We start from the raw sequence: 17,214 nt of genomic DNA on the forward strand, positions 1-17,214 counted from the left end.
GGCGTCCACCACGGTCTGATCATCGGCGACCGCGACACCGGCAAGACCAGCCTCGTGCGGATCATCAGCGTGGAGACGGTGTGCTCCGGCTGGTTTCGCGTTTGGTCTGCCGATCCGCAGGTGCGACACAACCTGGTGGAGGTCTTTGGCCAGGTTGCGGAGGAGATTGCCGAGAGCCCCGGGGAAACGGTGCGGCTGCTGCGCGCCGCCGTCCGGGAGATCAACGCGCGGCGGCGGTCCGGTGGCTGCATCGGTCGCCGGGCCGACCAGGCTCGCTCTTTTGATCGACGAGGCGCAAGAGGTGTTCGCCGGCCATCCCGAAGCTACCCGGCTGGCCGAGCACATCGTCGCCCACGGCGGCCCCGCCGGAGTTGGTCTCGTCGTCACCAGCCGCAGCGCGGACCTGGCCTACCTCGGCGGCAGCGCCACGCTGCGCGCGGGCCTGGCTGCCCGCAACCGGATGGTCTTCGATACCGGGACCGCGCCCCTCTACCTGCTTGGGCTAGCATTCGCCGGGCGCCCTCCCGCACGATCTCATCGATCTACGATCCGGCCGCGTCGGCCTGCTTGGAAAACCTGCTAAGTGATCCGGAAGGCACACCCCTTCCCGGCAGATCCACAGGTTCCAATTCCAAGCATTGCCCCCGCTCGGCTATCGCCACAACAGGCGCAGCAGACGGAACACCCGGTCGGCGGGCAGAGCGATCTTTTCGGACTTACCTTGCATCTTCGGTGCGGTGGCGAGCCGCGGTCGCTACCTTGAGCTGCTCGGCAGGTGACTGCCATGCACCTCGAAACGCTCGACCTCCGATTCGCCGGCCAGGAAGCCGGCAGCGGTGATGCGAGCGACGGTCTCCTGATAGTGCGCCGAGCCCTCAAGTGCGTCTGCTGCGGCATGGTCTTCCCAGAGTGTGGTGACGACGCAGTCGCCGCCGTGGCGCCCGAACAGGAGCCCGAGGAATCCACGCTGTGCGCGGAACATCGGCAGCGACTCCTCTGCGGCGAAGCGCTCGTACTCCGTTGCCCGTGCCTGGTCTACCTGCGTCCGCCAGATTCGCATGATCATGCTTCACCTTGTACTGCCTGGCGCGTTGGATCAACCGGGTTTGAGGTGCGGTGCCGTTGCCCCCATGCGGCCGGAACCACCGCTCCCGCGCGCGGACTCAAGAGGGGCCGGGGTTAGGGCTGTTCGGAGATGGGTCCTCGCTGCCGCCCAGGTACGGCCTTGCGCACGAGCCGAGGCATGCCGAGGCGGCGGCCGGCCCATTCACCATATCGAGCCCTCAAGCGCTGGCCTCAACCCGCGCTCGTGTGCAGACGACTTCGAGGTCTGTGCAACGGACTTCGGAAGTCGACACCCATATCTCCGCCATGCACCGCGCCCTAGATCCTGACCGCTGGGGTGCCGATCGGGTTCTGGGAAACCTAGTCCCTGTGCCGCCAGTGGTGCCCGAACTCGGCCTCGATCTCCGGGGTCGTGCGGCCGCCCTGCGCCGACCGGATGTGATCGGGGAGGTGGCCGCCGATGGGCGTGCCCGCCAGCACCCGGGCGGTGAGATAGGGGTCGAAGCCGCTGTAATAGCCGAGCAGCCAGGACACGTAGACGCCGTGGCCGTCGAAGTACGGGGCGTGGCCGTCCGCGCCGCCGAGCGGCACCACCCTGACGTCGGGGGCGCCTCCCTCAGCGATCCGCACCGCGTCGGCGGCGCATGCCGGTACGGGACGGGGCCGGGAACCGCGCGGAGCCCATTCCACGTCCTTGACGGAGGGTCCGTGCGCCGGGTCGAAGAGGCATGGCGGGGTCTTGACCGGGACGGGCTGCCCGGCGGCGGCCGCCTGTGCCGCGGCCAGTTCCCGGGCGGCCTCGGCGAGGGCCTCGGTGCAGCCCGACACCTCTTGCCAGTAGGTCGTCCCGTCAGCGGCCTTGGCTCGTTCAGCGCTCGCGGCCGCTGCCCGATGGCGGTCGTGGACGCGCGCGATCGCCGGACCGTCGAGCTCTGCTGCCCCAAGCCTGGCCGCGAAGTCGCGGAGATCCTGGTCCAGGACGCTGTCGATGGCCTCCTGCGTCTCCGCGAAGTCGCGCCTGGCCCTTGCCATGAACGACTGCGGGCCCTTCATCACGTACAGCACCACCGACACCGTCACAAGGACGGCGACGATGGCGATGCCGACATAGATTCCCACCGTGTGCCCGCCGCCTTTCCGGTTTCCGGCTCATGATCGAGGTGCGTTCCGGCGGGTGTCAACGTCGCCGGTGCCGGGGACTGTCCCCGATCCGCAATGGGTCGCGTCCGCACAGGAAAGACCGGGCCGAGCCCCAAAGCCGTTGGCCTGACGCCGCCATCCGGTCAACCAACCGGCCGGGGCGGGCAAACCGCGTTGGGTGCAGCTCCGGCTGAGTGAGCTGGAGTCGTTCAGCGGCCTGGTGCCTGCATGGTCAGCGGCGGGGTTCTCGATCATGACGTCAGCGGCGTCCTCCATGGGGCTGCGTCCGAACTCGGGCGGCGTGGGGCCGAAGTCGCGCTCCAGCCAAGCGATGTACGCCTGCCGGGTCTCGATGCACTCCTGGCGTGTGAGTGCGGGGACCTCGGGATCCTCGACGGCAGGCGCCGACCACTGTGGGGTGCAGCCCTGGTAGGGCCCGGTGATCGAGTGGTCTGTATTCAGCGAGTGCTGTCACTGCCTGTGGCCTTCGCCGAGTGAAATGATCGTGTTTATGAGCCTGCCCCAGCCGGATGACCCGAGGAAGAGCAGGTGACCTTCCTGTTCCTCGCCGATTCTGTGGCTATGGCGGAGCGTCTGTTGCCGGCGGTCGATCTCTTGGACGAGCCTGGCCGGACGTTCCGAGTTTCCCCGCGCTGGTTTGTCGTAGATTCGTTTCCAGGAAAATCACAGGGTCGCGCTCGGTTGTCTTTCAGGATCTTCTTGAGCGTAGTGAGGCCCACTCCGTAGTCGTCCGCCAACTTCCACGCCGGTGTTCCGCCACGGAAGCGCTTGATGATGATCTTGATGTCGGTCTCAGTGAGGAGCTGCACGCGTGGCAGCGGCTGTTCCGAGTGTCAGGGTAGGCGGTCCAAGATGGCGCGGGCTTGGGTCATTTCGTAGGCCAGCAGGTCATCGCTGTCCAGAGATTCGGCCAGAGTGACGGCCTCGCTTAGTACGGCTCGGGCCGCGGCGTGGTCGCTGGCGGAACTCAGCAGGTCACCTAGGACGACCATGGCTCGTACCTGCAATGGGGAAGGTTCTAGCTCAGCCGTCAGGTTGCGCAGTGTGGCTTTCGCGGCCTCGGGGTTGCCGCGATCGGCCTGCATCAAGGCTTTGCGGAACCGGAGCCCACCATCCACGAGTCGATCTTAGATCTTTGCGAAACTGGCGGCCCGGTCCGACGGGGCGGACCGGGCCGTCAGGTGCTAGCGGCAGTTGAAACGCACGTTGCGCAGGTAGTCGTAGCCCACCTTCGCCGTCTTGAGCGGGTCGGGCTGGGAGTCCCGCTCGACGATGTACTCCAGCACTCCCGCCTCGCGGGAGTGGGCGAAGATCCTCCGGAAGTCGATGGTGCCGGTGCCGAGGTCGGTGAACGAGCCGTCCGCCGCCCGGTCCTTGCAGTGGAACTGCAGGATGCGGCCGCGGTTGCGGCGGATGAGGTCGACCGGGTCCTGGCCGCCGGTCACCGCCCAGTAGAGGTCCACCTCCAGATGGACGAGCCGGCGGTCGGTCGCGGTGATGATGTCCCAGGGGCGCTCACCGGTCGGCAGCGTCTGGAACTCGTGGGCGTGGTTGTGGTAGCCGAATCGGAGCCCGGCGGCGCGCGCGGCCTTGCCTGCGGCGTTGAGCCGGCGGGCGTAGTCGCGCCACTCGTCGGCGGTGGCGAACTGGGCGAACGGCGCGACGATGAAGCGGTTGCCGAGCGTCCGGGCGTCGGCCAGCGCCTGCTGCCAGTCGCCGTCGATGCCGACGTGGCTGGACGTCGCGCGGATCCCGTACCGGTCGAGGATGGCGCGGAACTCGGCGGGGGTACGGCCGTGCAGGCCGGCCAGCTCCACCTTCCGGTAGCCGATCTGCGCCAGGGCGGCGAGTGTTCCTTCCAGGTCCGCCGCGAGCAGCGAGCGGAGTGTGTAGAGCTGGATGCTGATAGCGCCGCGCGGCACTCGTCCGAACGTGCTCGCGGCGGCGGTGCCCGGCAGCAGGGCCGTGCCCAGCCCTGCCGCCATACCGCCCAGCAGGGTGCGCCGGTTGATCTCGTTCATCGAGTCTTCCTTTCAGGACGTCGTGAAGGTGAAGTCGTCGAACTCGAACAAGGTCCCGGCGCCTCCGGTGAAGACGAGGTAGAGCTTGCCGCCCTCTCGTGGCGCGCGTGAGACGGTGCCGGTCACGTCGAAGAAGCCCGTTCCGCCGGCGGGCACGGCGGCCGATCCGAGCAGCCGTCCGTCCGGGGCCCCGGCGCGCAGTTCCAGCGTGCCGCCGGTGCCGGCGGCCACTCGCGCCGTGAAGGACGTGACGTTGCCGAGCCAGTACGGCTCGAACATGATCCAGTCACCGTTCGCGATGTTGTTCACGACCTGGCCGTGCGCACCGGTCCGGTTGGCGGTGGTGATTCCGGACTGGAGCTTGTAGTGCTCGGCCTGCCGGTGCTTGGGCTGGGTGATGTGCGAGTCGATTCCTTGGAGGGGCACGACTCCCTTACGCCCGCCGTTGTCGGTGTACTCGGCGGCCCAGACGCCGTAGATGTTCTCCCCCGCGCCATGGTCGCCGTCGTCCGGTGTCTGCAGTACGCCGGAACACCCCGGCTGCTCGGCGAGGGCGTGCTGGTGCGTGGCGTGGCCCAGCAGGTAGGTCAGCTTGACCTTCGAGCAGTCGACGGGGCTGTCCTCTGCGTCCCGCACGACGATCCGGTAGGGAACGGCATCGCCGAAGTTGACGAGCTGCCCGTTCCGGGGAAGCTTGAGGGTCACCTGAGGCGCGGTGTTGCCGACGGTGATGACGAGGCTGTCGGTCGCGGTCTTGCCGCTGGCGTCGGTCACCGTGAGCGTGGGCGTGAACTGCCCTCGCTTGGTGTAGGTGTGCCGGGGGTTCGGCGCGGTGGACGTCGCTCCGTCGCCGAAGTCCCACTTGTAGGTGAGCGCCGTCCCTTCGGGGTCGAACGTGCCCGCGGAGGAGAAGCGCACCCTCAGTGGCTTGCGGCCGGACGTCCGGTCCGCGGTGACCTTGACCTCGGGGCGGCGTCCGGTGGTGCCGATGTGCTCCATGCGGAACAGCCCGGCGTGGTCGTCGCTGGCGAAGTACTGCTCGCCGTAGGTGAGCACGTACAGCGCGCCGTCCGGGCCGAACTCCAGGTCCATGATCTTGTAGTTCAGCGGCCAGGGGAAGCTGGAGACGGTGCCCGGCGAGCCGTCCGCGCCGACGGCGGCCGTCTTGATCCAGCGGCGTTCGAACTCGCCGAGGAACGCCAGCCCGTCGTACTCGGCGGGGAACTTCACCTGCGAGGTGGACGCGGCGTCGTACTGGTAGACCGGCCCCATCATCGGGGACTCCGACTGCGAGCATCCGGTCGGCGGGTTCATGTCGGGGTTGTCGCACCCGCTGTAGCGGATCCAGGCGGGCACCGGCTTGGGCAACTGCTTGATGCCGGTGTTGTTGGGCGAGTTGTTGGCCGGGCCGTTCTGGCAGTCGAACTTGGGCCCGACGGTTCCGGTGGCGAAGTCGTAGTCGCCGTAGGTGTCCTCAGGAGTGTTGTTGCCGGTGCAGTACGGCCAGCCGAAGAAGCCGGGGCCGGTGACCCGGGCGAACTCGACCTGGCCCAGCGGACCGCGTTCGGGAGTGCTGTCGTCGCTCTTGTCGGGTCCGTAGTCCCCGACGTAGACGGCGCCACTGCGCCTGTCCACGGAGATCTTGAACGGGTTGCGGAAGCCCATCGCGTAGATCTCCGGCTTGGTGGCGGCGGTGCCGGCGGGGAACATGTTGCCCGCGGGCACGGTGTAGCCGCCGTCGTCGGCGACCTTGATCCGCAGCAGCTTTCCGCGCAGGTCGTTGGAGTTGGCCGAGGTCCGTTGCGCGTCGAAGGCGGGGTTGCGGTTCGACCGTTCGTCGATCGGGGTGTTGCCGTCGGACTGGAACGGGTTGGAGTCGTCGCCGGTCGCCAGCAGCAGGTTCCCCGCGGCGTCGAACTCGATGTCACCGCCGACGTGGCAGCAGATGCCCCGGTCCGTCGGGACCTGCAAGATCTTCTGCTCGCCGGCCGTGTCGAGGACGCCGCCGGCGCTGAGCTTGAAGCGGGACAGCTGGTTGTAGCCCTTGTACGGCGCGAACGCCGCCTCGTCGCCCTCGGTGGGCGCGTCGGTCAACGGGGTGGAGAGCCGGGGAGCGTAGTAGAGGTAGACCCACCGGTTCTGGGTGAAGCCCGGGTCGACGGCCACTCCCTGGAGGCCGTCCTCGTCATGGCTGTAGACGGGCAACTGGGCGGCGACGCTCGTGCGGCCGTTGTAGTCGGTCAGCCGGAGCACCCCGTCGCGCGAGGTGTGCAGGACCGAGCCGTCGGGCAGCGGGTCGAACGCGATCGGCTCGCCCACTTCCGCCGGCCCCTGCGCGAGCGCGTAGGGGTAGAAGTGCTCGGGGGGCGCTTGGGCGGACGCCGTACGGACGGTCATGGCGACCAGGCTCACCGAAGCGATCATCAGGGCCACCAGGGCCGCCGCGGCGGGGTGGGGTCGCCGCAGGGTTGACCCTACGTAGTCGGACATGATGCTGTGTACTCCTCACCGTTGGGGGGTCACGGATCGGGTCGAGTCGGCATGCGGCCGGATCAGTCGATGTCGTCGATCACTCCTTCCGGCGAGTGCGGCGCCCTTCTGAGCGCCGGGCGCCGGGTGGAGTCCGGGGGCTATCCGGGCTCCACCGGTGTCCGTCTGGGGGCCGCCTCGGCGCCTGACGCCGTGGCGTGCCCACGGGGGTCAGGGGGCGGCGAACACGCGATCGCCGATGGGCCGACGGCCGGACGATCTCATGTGGTCGCGGAGCCCGGCGCGGGAGCGCGGTCCGATGTCACCCCGCGCACGCGGCAGGCGTGGCCACTGCTGGTTCCGGGGACGAGCCCTCATCCGCATCACGCCTCCCCTTCGGGGATCTCACGCCGCAAACGTACATACTTTTGTCGGGCCTGAGAAGACTTACGGCAGTGCGATGCGAACTTTCACCACTGGAAAGACAAAGTCCCCTCTAGTGAGCAGCCTGCTCAGCGAGGGCGACGGTGCGGGCAAGGGCGCGTTCGGCCGCTTCCGGCGTCCGCCTGCCCAAGCCGCAGGCCGGTGACACGTCGACGGAGCGGCCGAGCAAGGTCTCCACCGTGCGGAGCACCTGCCGCTGCTCGGCCAGGCCCTGCTCCTCGTGCGCCAGGCCCGCGATGAAACGGACGTCTCGCGGCATCCGGGCGAGCCGTCCGAGATCCCGGTAGAAGCGGGGCTCCAGCGTGGGCGGCTCGTCGCCGGCGGCCAGGGGAACGTGCACGTAGTCGAGGACGCGGCCGTCCGGCCACGCCCGCAGCAGCGCGCTGGTCAGCGCGACCAGCGGCGCGGCGGACTTCATCCGCTTCAGCGCCTTGTGGTTGAGGTCGCCGACGCACAGGTGGACGCCGAACCGGGTGCCGGGCGGCGCCGCGGCGGCCAGCCGGGTCATCCCGCGGGCGAGGAAGCGCGCCGCCAGGCCGCGCAGGGGCGCCGGCGCCGTGGTCACCATGATCAGTTCCACCGGGAACTCGAGCTGGAAGAGCACGTCGTCGCCGCCCCGGCCGGCGATCTCGTTGATCTCCCGGATGAGCGCTTCCCGGAACGGCCCGCGCCGGGTGAAGGCGGCGGCCGGCCCGAAGGTGAAGAGGGCGAGATCGAGGTCGCCCGGGATGCCGACCTGGAACGACAGGCCGTCCAGCCCGTGCTCGGCGCGGATCTCCTTGAAGACGGCGTAGCTCTCCTCGGCGTCCCGGACGTGGCCGAGGTCGAGCGAGCCGGCGGTGAGCCGGTGGCCCTTCTTCATCTTGAAGACCGGCACGTCGTCGTATGCCGACCAGTCGCCGTTCTTGCGCAGGACGACGTCGGGACGGCTCCTGAAGGTCTCGACGATATGGACGACCCAGTTGCGCCGTTCGCCCACCTCGCCGTCCGCGAGCGTTCGCAGGTGCCGGCCGGCCTTCTGGACGGCGACGGTCATCGCCTCGCGCACGTTTTCGGCCGGATAGCTGCCGACGAGATGGACGGAGCGCTCGTGCACGAGGTCACCTCTCGAACCAGGCAGACGCTGAAGGCTCGCAAGGATAAACGCTTTCGCACGCAGTTTGAATGGCAAATTTGATATGTACCGGGTGATCTGCGGGTTCTCGTCGTGAACACCTATGCCTCCCTTCCAGTCGACGGCCCCGATCACCACGCCCGCCCCGATAACTCTACGAAGTCACAGGCCCCTTTTCGGGTCACCTAAAAGAAGAAGCGCTTTCCGGCCGCCTCGGAGCGTCCGCCTGCGAAGTCGCAGAATCCTAATGATCCATTGACCGAACCCCGCCGGTTACGGCCTGCACACATCAACTCACTGCCAAGGCACATCGCTCTAGTGCAATTAGGCATACATATCACCAGAAAGCGTATTGGGCGGGTGCGTGGCCGCAAGCATTGTGGGCGAGGTGGAAGAAGTTATCGAATCGGCCTTGATGATCGCTAAATGTCCACCGGATCAGAAGTTTCATATTTGATTCAGGAGACCAGAGCGAGGACCCGCGCCGGTCCAAAGGAGGTCAGCACAATGAACGCCAGCTCCCAGATCCTGGTCATCGGAGGAGGCCCGGCCGGTTCCACCGCCGCCGCGCTGCTCGCCAAGGCCGGCCTGCAGGTGCTCCTGCTCGAACGAGATAACTTCCCGCGCTACCACATCGGCGAGTCCCTGCTCGCCTCGTGCCTGCCGACCCTGCGGTTGTCGGGCGCGTTCGACAAGGTCCGCGACCACGGTTTCCAGGTCAAGCGCGGCGGGGTCTTCCACTGGCAGAAGGACAAGTGGCACCTCGACTGGAGCAAGCTCGTCGACGCCGACGCCTGGTCATGGCAGGTCGACCGCGCCTCCTACGACGAGATCCTGCTGCGCAACGCGGCCGAGCAGGGGGCGGAGGTCATCGAGGGCGCCACGGTCAGGAGCGTCGAGTTCGACGGCGACCGTCCGGTCGCCGCGCATTGGGTGCGGCAGGGGGACGCGTCCGTCCACCGCACCGAGTTCGACTTCCTCGTCGACGCGTCCGGGCGCGCCGGGGTGCTGTCACGCCAGCACTTCGACATGCGCAGCCCGCACGACGTGTTCCAGAACGTGGCGACCTGGGGGTACTGGGAGGGCGCGCGGCCATTGCCGGGCGGGCCGGAGGGGGCCATCAACGTGGTCTCGGCCCCCAACGGCTGGTTCTGGCACATCCCGCTGACCAACGGCCGGTTCAGCGTCGGGCACGTCACGTACAAGCGCTGCTTCGCCGAGGAGCGGCCGTCGTTCGCCTCGCTGGAGGCCTACTACCGCGACACGCTCGCGCGGTCGAAGGACATGAGCTGGGTCCTGGACGGGGCGGTCCTCGACGGCGCGGTGCGCGCCGAGCAGGACTACTCGTACGTCTCCGAGCGGTTCTGCGGGCCCGGCCACATCATGATCGGCGACGCGGTCTGCTTCCTCGATCCGCTGCTGTCCACCGGCGTCCACCTCGCCCAGTACGGGGCCCTGGTCGGCTCCGCCGCCGTCGCCACCGCGCTGCGCGGAGAGATGGAGGAGACGCGGGCGCTGGCCTTCTTCGACTACGTCTACCGGCGGGCGTACTCGCGGTTCCTGGTGCTGGTGTCCCGGATGTACGAGCAGTACATCGGGATGGACGAGTACTTCTCCCACGCCCACGACCTGGTGCACGAGGACAGCCGCGCGGGCGACGCCGCGATCCAGTCGTTCACCCGGATCACGACCGGGCTCACCGACGTGCGCGAAGCCAGCGAGACCGGTGGGCGCGCCCTGACCGGCACCCTCGTCAAGGAGGCGGAGGACGTCCAGGACCACACGGCCAAGTCCAGCGTGAAATACATGGGCGGCCTGGACATGTCGCCCGTCTGGAACATCTGGCGCGACCCGCTCGGCCCTGACACCGCCATGGGCGACGTCCATATCGTCACCAGTCCCCGGCTGGGCTTGACGCGACTCACCTGAGCCGGACCGAGCCTCCGTGACCGGTGCACGTCACGGAGGCTCGGTGCCCTCGCCGTCCCATCCCCCATGCGCGATCAGCCACCAGGAATCGACATGGTGCTCCCCACCGGCCGGGCCGCGGCCCGCTTCACCGATCCCGGCACCCGGATGCTGCTGGCCGGCGAAGGCCTCACCACGCCGGTGCTGGAGAGGATGCTGGCGACCAGGCTCCAGGTGCGGGTCCTCCGCCAGGACCTCGTCCCGGTCACGGACGTCCCCGGCGAGGTGACCGCGCTGCTCGGGCTCGGAAGCGGCGGCGAGGCCCTCGTCCGCCGCTCGTGCCTGGTCGATCCGGACCTGTCGCCGGTGTCGCTCAACCAGGTGATCGCCGCCACCGCGGCGGCCGACGGCCGGCTCTACGGCGACGTCACGAGCCTGGACACGCCCATCGGCCACAGCCTGATCGGCCGGCGCGTGCCGCAGCGCCGCGAGATCCTGCACGTCGGCCGCTCGACCTGGTGGCACGGCGGGGTGGGACGGCCGTGCGCGGTCAGGTCCTACGTCATGCTGATCGATGACGAACCCTGGTGCCACATCCGCGAGTGCTTCAACCCGCGCCACGTCCCCAGCGCGGTGGCCGGCACGGTGACCAGCGCGGTGGCCCCCGCACCAGCGCGTCCGCAGCGTGACCACCTGCGCGACGGGCCGGTGATCCTCTGCGGCGGCAGGGGCGGCACGGCGTCCTTCCCGGCGCAGACCGGACGGATCGCGGCCCACCAGCCGCCCTCGCCCGCCCGCGCGCAGGTGGCGGCGGGCGTAGAGCGGCTCCATGACCTCCCGCCGATCGTCAGCCCCGACGAATGCCGCGCGCTCACCACCGAACTCGCCCGCACCGTGACGGGTGACGCGTTCGTCCTGCAGCTGGGCGACCGCGCCGAGACGTCCGCCGGATGCACGCCCGGCCGCGTCCGGGCCCGCCAGGCCCTGCTCACTGTCGGAGCGGCCCTCCTGGGCGTCGGCACCGGCCGGCCAGTGGTGGCCCTGGCCACGCTCAACCATCTGCGCGCTCACCCGCACCCGCCCGGCCGCGCGATCAAGGAGATCATCGCCGCCGCGGTCGCGCCGGGAGCGGCCACCGGCCTCATCGGCGAGATCGGCCACCTGCTCACGGCCGCACTGGACGTCCCGCCGCGGTCGCGATGCCTGCACTCCCTGGTCCCGCCGATCTACACCTCCCACGACGCGCTGACGCTGCCGTACGAGGAGGCGCTCACCCGCCGCACCACCGCGGGCGAATGGTGGGACTCCTCGGCCCACCTGCTGCGGCTGGGTCACCGGACCCGCGACCTCCGGCACGCGCAGATCGCCTTCGCCGCGCGGATCCGCAACCCGATCGCGGTCACGCTGGGCCCCTCCGCGCGTCCAGAGGACGTCGCGGCGCTGTGCTCGGTGCTCAACCCGTACAAGCTCCCAGGCAGGCTCACCCTCGTCGCCCGTCTGGGCGCCGCGCGGGTCGGCGAGCTGCTCCCTCCCCTCGTCCAGGCCGCGGCGGGGGTTCCCGTCACCTGGATGTGCGATCCGACGCACGGCGACACGCGGACCACCGGAGAAGGGCGGAAGTTCCACCTTCTCGAGGACATCACCGAAGAGATCCGGGCGTTCTTCCGCGTCCATCGCGACCTCGGCACCACCGCCGGAGGAGTCCATCTGGAGGCCGCGGCGGAGGACGTCACCGAATGCGATCCTCGCCTCGATCCCGCCCAGACCCTGGAATTCCTGATCTTGGTTATGCGCGAACTGCGCCATCAGGCAATGGCCAGGAAGAACGCCGGAGAAAGCGGCTAATTTTCCGCCACAACTCCCCCCAAATACCCACATTTTCGACGTGCCGGGAATCGGTTGCGCGGTCTGGTCGGCGCGGATACTGTCGGCCTCCCAACGCCCCCTTTCTTCCCACAAAGGGGCGCTATTCCTCACCACGTTCGATTATTCCTCTCCACGTTCAACCGAGGATGTGCCAATGGCCCGATCCGGTTCGTCGCCGGGAAGGCGGACTTTCCCCTCCCCCACGTGGTTGTCCCTTCTGCTCGTGTTCCTGGTCGTCCTGGTGCTCGCGGCGTGGCTGGTGTCCGACGACGCGCAGGTGGCCGTCCTGGGGAGCGGCGTCGTGGCCGCCGCGCTGGCCCTCTGGGCCGAGGTGCGCAGAGATCGCACGATCTCCGGAATGGAGCGCGTGCACGCCGCGGAGATGGCCGGCCTGCGGCGCCGGCTGGCCGTCCAGGAGGCGGCGACCCTCCGGCTCGCCAGAGAGCTGCTGCCCGCCGCGGTCGAACGCCTCCGGCAGGGCGCGCTCGCGGAGGAGGCGCTGGGCGAGCTGCTCTCCTCGCCGGGCCTCGACTTGGAGCTGAGGGACGCCCACCACGCCGTGCTGAGATCGGTGCTCGACGTGGTGGACGCCCAGGAGGGCTTCCACGACTCCGCCCAGCGGGCGTTCGTGAACATCGCCCGCCGGGTCCAGGCCATCGTCCACCAGCAGGCACAGGACCTGCGCGAGATGGAGGACAAGCACGGCGACGACCCCGAGGTCTTCGGCGACCTTCTCCATCTCGACCACGGCACCGCGCTGATCGGGCGGCTCGCCGACAGCATCGCCGTCCTCGGCGGCGCGCGGCCCGGCCGCCAGTGGCGCCAGGACGTCCCCCTGTTCAACGTGCTCCGGGGCGCGATGTCGCGCATCGCCGACTACGACCGTGTCGACCTCCACTCGGTCGCCGAGTTCGCCGTCGTCGGGCCCGCCGTCGAGCCGCTGATCCACGCGCTCGCCGAGCTGCTCGACAACGCCACCCGCTACTCGCCGCCGCAGGCCCGCGTCCACCTGACCGCGGTCGAGGTCCAGACCGGGGTGGCGGTGGAGATCGAGGACGCGGGGATCGGCCTGACCGAGGAGGCCCGCGTCCGCGCCGAGACGGCGCTCGCGCAGGCTGCGGCGGGCCTCGACCTGGACGACCTCGGCGAGACCCCGCGGCTCGGGCTGGCCGTCGTCGGCCGGCTGTCCCGCGCCAACGGCTTCACGGTGGCGCTGCGCCCGTCCGCCTACGGGGGCGTGCGCGCGGTGCTGACCGTGCCGAAGGACCTGGTCACCGTGAACCCCGTCCCCGGCGGCCAGATCGCCCGCGCCGCCTCGCTCCCGCCGCCGAGGCCGAGGCCCGCGGTGCCCGCCCGGCCGGCCGGGGCCGCGAACGACGAGGCGGCGGACGCGGTGCCGCGCCGGACCAACGGACTGCCCCAGCGGCAGCGCCGCCGCGGTGCCCCCCTGCCCGGGCCGGTCCAGATCACCGATCCGGTCTCCGGTCCCGTGCCCGGTCCGGTCCCTGGCCCGGTCGCCGGCCCAGTCTCCGCTCCGCCGGGCCCGCGAGCCGAGAAGCCAGCGGAAACGCCCGTGCAGCCCGGGATCTGGCTGGCCGAGTTCCACGAGGGAATCACCGGAACATCCTCCACGGAAGACGCCGGCCGTCCGGCGGGCGAAGCGTCTCCAGGTAAGGACGAGTAGCCGATGGCACCGCACCACATGAACATGGACTGGATCCTCAAGGACCTGGCGACCAGCGTTCCCCAGACACGGCACGTCGTGGTGCTGTCGTCGGACGGGCTCAGCATCGCCGAGTTCAGCGCGGTCACGGGGGCGGGCGGCGGTTCGGACACCGGTGACCGCCTGGCGGCGGCGTGCGCGGGGCTGCAGAGCCTCGCGGCGGCGATCGGCACGGAGTTCCCGCACGGTGAGGGCCGGATGCGGCTCGTGGTGATCGAGGTCGACGGCGGCTTCTTCTACCTGATGGCGGCGGGGCAGGGCGCCTACCTCGCGGTGCTCGCCGACGAAGGGGTGGACGCCGGCCTGATGGGGCAGCGCATGCGCGACCTCGTGGCCCGCATCGGAGAGCACCTGAGCAGCGCACCGCGTTCGAGCGGGCCGGTCGCATGAGCGATGGAAGCCCACGCGCCCGGCGCGGCCCGGCGGAGGGCGGCCCGGAGCGGCTCTACGTGGTCACGGGAGGCCGGAACCGCCCGGCCGAACGCGTCGCCCTCGACCTCGTGGCGCTGATCGTGGCCCGCGGCGCACCCGGACCCGGCGCGCACCCGGAGCAGGCGGCCATCCGCCGGATGTGCGCCAACCCGCTGTCGGTCGCCGAGATCTCCGCGTACCTGTCCCTGCCCGCGAGCATGGTCGGCGTGCTGGTCGGCGACCTGATCGACGGCGGGCAGGTGGAGGTCCGGGCGCCCGCGTCGGCGGCGGCCTTCCCCGAGGCCGCGGTATTGGAGGCGGTGATCGATGGGCTTTCCAGGATCTGACATGAGGGTCGGGCCGCCGGCGGAGGACACGCTGTCCGCCTCGACCCTGGCGGCGGTCAAGGTGGTGATCGTCGGAGGCTTCGGCGTCGGGAAGACCACCCTGGTCGGGTCGGTGAGCGAGATCCGGCCCCTGACCACCGAGGAGACCATGACGCAGGCCAGCGTCGGGGTGGACGAGACCGACGGGGTGGAGAGCAAGACCGAGACCACCGTGGCCATGGACTTCGGCCGGATCAGCCTCAACGACGAGCTGGTGCTCTACCTGTTCGGCACGCCCGGGCAGGAGCGCTTCTGGTTCCTGTGGAAGGGGCTGTTCGAAGGCGCGCTGGGCGCGGTGGTCCTCATCGACACCCGGCGGCTGGAGGTCAGCTTCGACGTGCTCGGCCGGCTCGAAGAGCGCGGAGTCCCGTTCATCGTGGCGGTCAACGCCTTCCCCGAGGCCCCGAAGTATCCCCTGGACGAGATCCGGGCGGCCCTCGACCTGCCCGAGCCCGTGCCCATCGTCGAGTTCGATGCCCGCGACCGCGCCGGCTGCCGCGACACCCTCCTCGTGCTGATGCGCTACCTCCACTCCCTCACCGTTGCGACGAACCGGGAACGATGACCGTGACGCCTACTCCCGCCGGTGCCCCCACCGGCCCGTCCGCGGAGCCGCACGCGAGCAGCGCCGGCTCCCCGCCACCGCAGTGCCCGGCACACGCGGGTCCCGACGGGGGCGGCCTGGTGAACCTGTTCGCCCCCGAGGTCGTGGCCGACCCGGAGACCTTCTACGAGCGGCTCCGCCGCGAGCACGGGCCGGTCGCGCCCGTCCTGGTGGCCGGCGACCTCCCGGCGTGGCTCGTCCTCGGCTACCGCGAGAACCTGGAGGTCGCCCGCACATCCACGCGCTTCACCCGCGATTCGCGCGTCTGGAACCTGGCACTCGAAGGGAGGGTGCCGCCCGACTCGCCGCTGCTGCCGATGACCGACTGGAAGCCGATGGTCCGGTTCGCCGAGGGCGACGAGCACCGCAGGCTGCGGTCGGCCATCAACGACAGCCTGGCGGGCCTCAACCGCCGCGGCGTCCGCCGGCACGTCACCCGGTTCGCCGACGACCTCATCGACCGGTTCTGCGCCGACGGCCGGGCCGACCTGGTCACCCAGTTCGCCCAGCACCTGCCCATGCACGTCATGGCCAAGCTCCTCGGCATCCCCGACCAGGCAGCCCCGTCCCTCGTCAAGGCCACGCAAGACCTCATGACCGGGGCGGAGACCGCGGTCGCGAGCAACGAGCACATCGTCACGACGCTGCGGCAGGTCGTCGCGCAGAAGCGGGCCGCCCCCGGGAACGACGTCGCGTCCCGGCTGATCGGCCATTCCGCCGAGCTCGGCGACATGGAGGTCGTGCAGAACCTCCGGGTCGCCCTCGTGATCGGCAACGAGACCACCGTCGGCCTGGTCGCGAGCACGCTGCGGATGGTGCACACCGACCCGCGCTGCAGGGCCTCCCTCGCGGGCGGCCACATGACGCTGCCCGACGCCGTCGAGCAGATCCTCTGGGACGAGCCGCCGTTCCGGACCATGGTCGGACGCTGGGCCGTCGCCGACACCGAACTCGGCGGGCAGAAGATCAAGGCGGGCGACCTGATGCTCCTCGCCCTCGCCGCCGGCAACATCGACCCCGCGATCCGGCCCGACATCACCGCGTCCCTCCTGGGCAACCGCTCCCACCTCGCCTTCGGCGGCGGCGCGCACGAATGCCCCGGCCAGGACATCAGCCGGGCCATCGCCGAGACGGGCATCGACACCCTGCTCGGCCGCCTCCCCGACGTCAGCCTGGCCGTGCCCGAGGACGAGCTGAGATGGGACAGAGCCTGGCTGACCCGCCACCTCGCCACCCTCCCCGTCACGTTCACCCCCAAGCGCCCCCTGGAGCCCGCCCCACCGCTCACCCTGCACAGGACAGTCCACGCCGGGGCAAGCGCCGGCCGAGGGTGGGACGCGACGCATCCCTGGCCCGGCCGGGCGGGCTCAGTCCCGTCCCGATGGCCGTCCCTGCGCCGCCGCTTCGCGCACTGGCTCCGGTGACATCCGATGGACTCCGTGCACCCCGAGCCCGCGCCGGACACCGCGCCGCCGCTGGTCATCAAGATCGTCATCGCCGGTGGCTTCGGCGCCGGCAAGACCACGCTGGTGGGCTCCGTCAGCGACATCCAGCCGCTGCGCACCGAGGCGCAGCTCTCCGACCGCGGCGTCGGCGTCGACGACACCTCCGGCGTGGACCAGAAGTCGACCACCACGGTCGCCATGGACTTCGGGCGCATCACCCTCCGGTACGGCCTGGTGCTCTACCTGTTCGGCACGCCCGGCCAGGAGCGGTTCCGGTTCATGTGGGACGAGCTGGCGTCCGGGGCGCTGGGAGGCGTCGTGCTGGTCGACACGCGGCGTCTGGAGGAGTGCTTCCCCGCCATCGACTACTTCGAGCGGCAACGGCTGCCGTTCATCGTCGCGGTCAACGGCTTCGACGGCGCGGTCCGGCATGACTCCGAGAAGATCCGCGTGGCCCTCGACATTCCCGGCGACATCCCGATCGTGCAGTGCGACGTCCGCGAGCGGGCGTCGGGCAAGCACGTGCTCATGACCCTCGTCGAGCACGTGCTCGCCCTCACGACCAGGCCCGGCGCCCGCTGATCCCCGGCGCCGCCG

At 70.2% G+C, this 17,214-nt stretch carries 16 protein-coding genes; 10 read left to right on the plus strand and 6 right to left on the minus strand.

Features of this window, described 5'->3' with window-relative positions; all coding sequences use genetic code 11:
* Window positions 1-280 precede the first annotated feature (280 nt).
* Window positions 281-583 carry a hypothetical protein gene (locus tag ACGFNU_RS15900; RefSeq protein ID WP_392594093.1) on the plus strand — a complete coding sequence of 101 codons (303 nt, stop codon included), beginning with the start codon at window positions 281-283 and terminating at the stop codon, window positions 581-583.
* A gap of 171 nt (window positions 584-754) precedes the next feature.
* Here ACGFNU_RS15900 and ACGFNU_RS15905 read toward each other — a convergent pair whose 3' ends face one another.
* Entirely contained in the window at window positions 755-1,066 is a 312-nt protein-coding gene (locus ACGFNU_RS15905) for an antibiotic biosynthesis monooxygenase family protein (RefSeq protein WP_392594095.1), read from the minus strand.
* 359 nt (window positions 1,067-1,425) lie between these two features.
* Entirely contained in the window at window positions 1,426-2,184 is a 759-nt protein-coding gene (locus tag ACGFNU_RS15910) for a hypothetical protein (protein ID WP_392594097.1), read from the minus strand.
* 570 nt (window positions 2,185-2,754) lie between these two features.
* Between ACGFNU_RS15910 and ACGFNU_RS15915 the strand changes: the two genes are divergently transcribed.
* Window positions 2,755-2,952 (plus strand): DUF6924 domain-containing protein, encoded by a 198-nt coding sequence (locus tag ACGFNU_RS15915; RefSeq protein WP_392594099.1) that lies wholly within the window; start codon window positions 2,755-2,757, stop codon window positions 2,950-2,952.
* A gap of 107 nt (window positions 2,953-3,059) precedes the next feature.
* On the opposite strand, the gene ACGFNU_RS15920 is transcribed toward ACGFNU_RS15915, so the two are convergent.
* The 4 genes from ACGFNU_RS15920 to ACGFNU_RS15935 form a co-directional block, all read right to left on the minus strand.
* Window positions 3,060-3,344 carry a hypothetical protein gene (locus ACGFNU_RS15920; protein WP_392594101.1) on the minus strand — a complete coding sequence of 95 codons (285 nt, stop codon included), beginning with the start codon at window positions 3,342-3,344 and terminating at the stop codon, window positions 3,060-3,062.
* A gap of 66 nt (window positions 3,345-3,410) precedes the next feature.
* The gene (locus tag ACGFNU_RS15925) at window positions 3,411-4,247 is read right to left on the minus strand and encodes a sugar phosphate isomerase/epimerase family protein (RefSeq protein ID WP_392594103.1); all 837 of its coding nucleotides are present in this window, start codon (window positions 4,245-4,247) and stop codon (window positions 3,411-3,413) included.
* Between the two features lie 12 nt (window positions 4,248-4,259).
* Window positions 4,260-6,737, minus strand: a complete 2,478-nt coding sequence (locus ACGFNU_RS15930) for a PQQ-dependent sugar dehydrogenase (RefSeq protein WP_392594105.1) — start codon at window positions 6,735-6,737, stop codon at window positions 4,260-4,262.
* A gap of 475 nt (window positions 6,738-7,212) precedes the next feature.
* Complete coding sequence (locus tag ACGFNU_RS15935) at window positions 7,213-8,256, minus strand: hypothetical protein (RefSeq protein ID WP_392594107.1); 1,044 nt, start codon at window positions 8,254-8,256, stop codon at window positions 7,213-7,215.
* Between the two features lie 525 nt (window positions 8,257-8,781).
* Between ACGFNU_RS15935 and ACGFNU_RS15940 the strand changes: the two genes are divergently transcribed.
* The 8 genes from ACGFNU_RS15940 (at window position 8,782) to ACGFNU_RS15975 (ending at window position 17,199) form a co-directional block, all read left to right on the plus strand.
* Window positions 8,782-10,203 (plus strand): NAD(P)/FAD-dependent oxidoreductase, encoded by a 1,422-nt coding sequence (locus ACGFNU_RS15940; RefSeq protein ID WP_392594109.1) that lies wholly within the window; start codon window positions 8,782-8,784, stop codon window positions 10,201-10,203.
* Between the two features lie 93 nt (window positions 10,204-10,296).
* A complete protein-coding gene (locus tag ACGFNU_RS15945) occupies window positions 10,297-12,027 on the plus strand; it encodes a 3-deoxy-7-phosphoheptulonate synthase (RefSeq protein WP_392594111.1) in 1,731 nt (576 codons plus the stop codon).
* Window positions 12,028-12,256: 229 nt separating this feature from the next.
* Complete coding sequence (locus tag ACGFNU_RS15950; RefSeq protein ID WP_392594112.1) at window positions 12,257-13,732, plus strand: ATP-binding protein; 1,476 nt, start codon at window positions 12,257-12,259, stop codon at window positions 13,730-13,732.
* A gap of 3 nt (window positions 13,733-13,735) precedes the next feature.
* On the plus strand, window positions 13,736-14,161 hold the full coding sequence (locus tag ACGFNU_RS15955; RefSeq protein WP_392594114.1) for a roadblock/LC7 domain-containing protein: 426 nt from the start codon (window positions 13,736-13,738) through the stop codon (window positions 14,159-14,161).
* Window positions 14,158-14,529, plus strand: coding sequence for a DUF742 domain-containing protein (locus ACGFNU_RS15960; RefSeq protein WP_392594116.1), 372 nt, complete (start codon window positions 14,158-14,160; stop codon window positions 14,527-14,529). The genes ACGFNU_RS15955 and ACGFNU_RS15960 overlap by 4 nt, the downstream gene beginning before the upstream one ends.
* Window position 14,530: 1 nt before the next feature.
* Window positions 14,531-15,133: an ATP/GTP-binding protein gene (locus ACGFNU_RS15965; protein ID WP_392594118.1), complete on the plus strand. Its 603-nt coding sequence runs from the start codon at window positions 14,531-14,533 to the stop codon at window positions 15,131-15,133.
* Window positions 15,130-16,596 (plus strand): cytochrome P450, encoded by a 1,467-nt coding sequence (locus ACGFNU_RS15970; RefSeq protein ID WP_392594119.1) that lies wholly within the window; start codon window positions 15,130-15,132, stop codon window positions 16,594-16,596. The genes ACGFNU_RS15965 and ACGFNU_RS15970 overlap by 4 nt, the downstream gene beginning before the upstream one ends.
* Window positions 16,597-16,602: 6 nt before the next feature.
* On the plus strand, window positions 16,603-17,199 hold the full coding sequence (locus tag ACGFNU_RS15975; RefSeq protein ID WP_392594121.1) for an ATP/GTP-binding protein: 597 nt from the start codon (window positions 16,603-16,605) through the stop codon (window positions 17,197-17,199).
* Window positions 17,200-17,214: the final 15 nt, after the last annotated feature.

This window comes from Spirillospora sp. NPDC048911 (assembly GCF_043198015.1).
Taxonomy (GTDB): domain Bacteria; phylum Actinomycetota; class Actinomycetes; order Streptosporangiales; family Streptosporangiaceae; genus Spirillospora.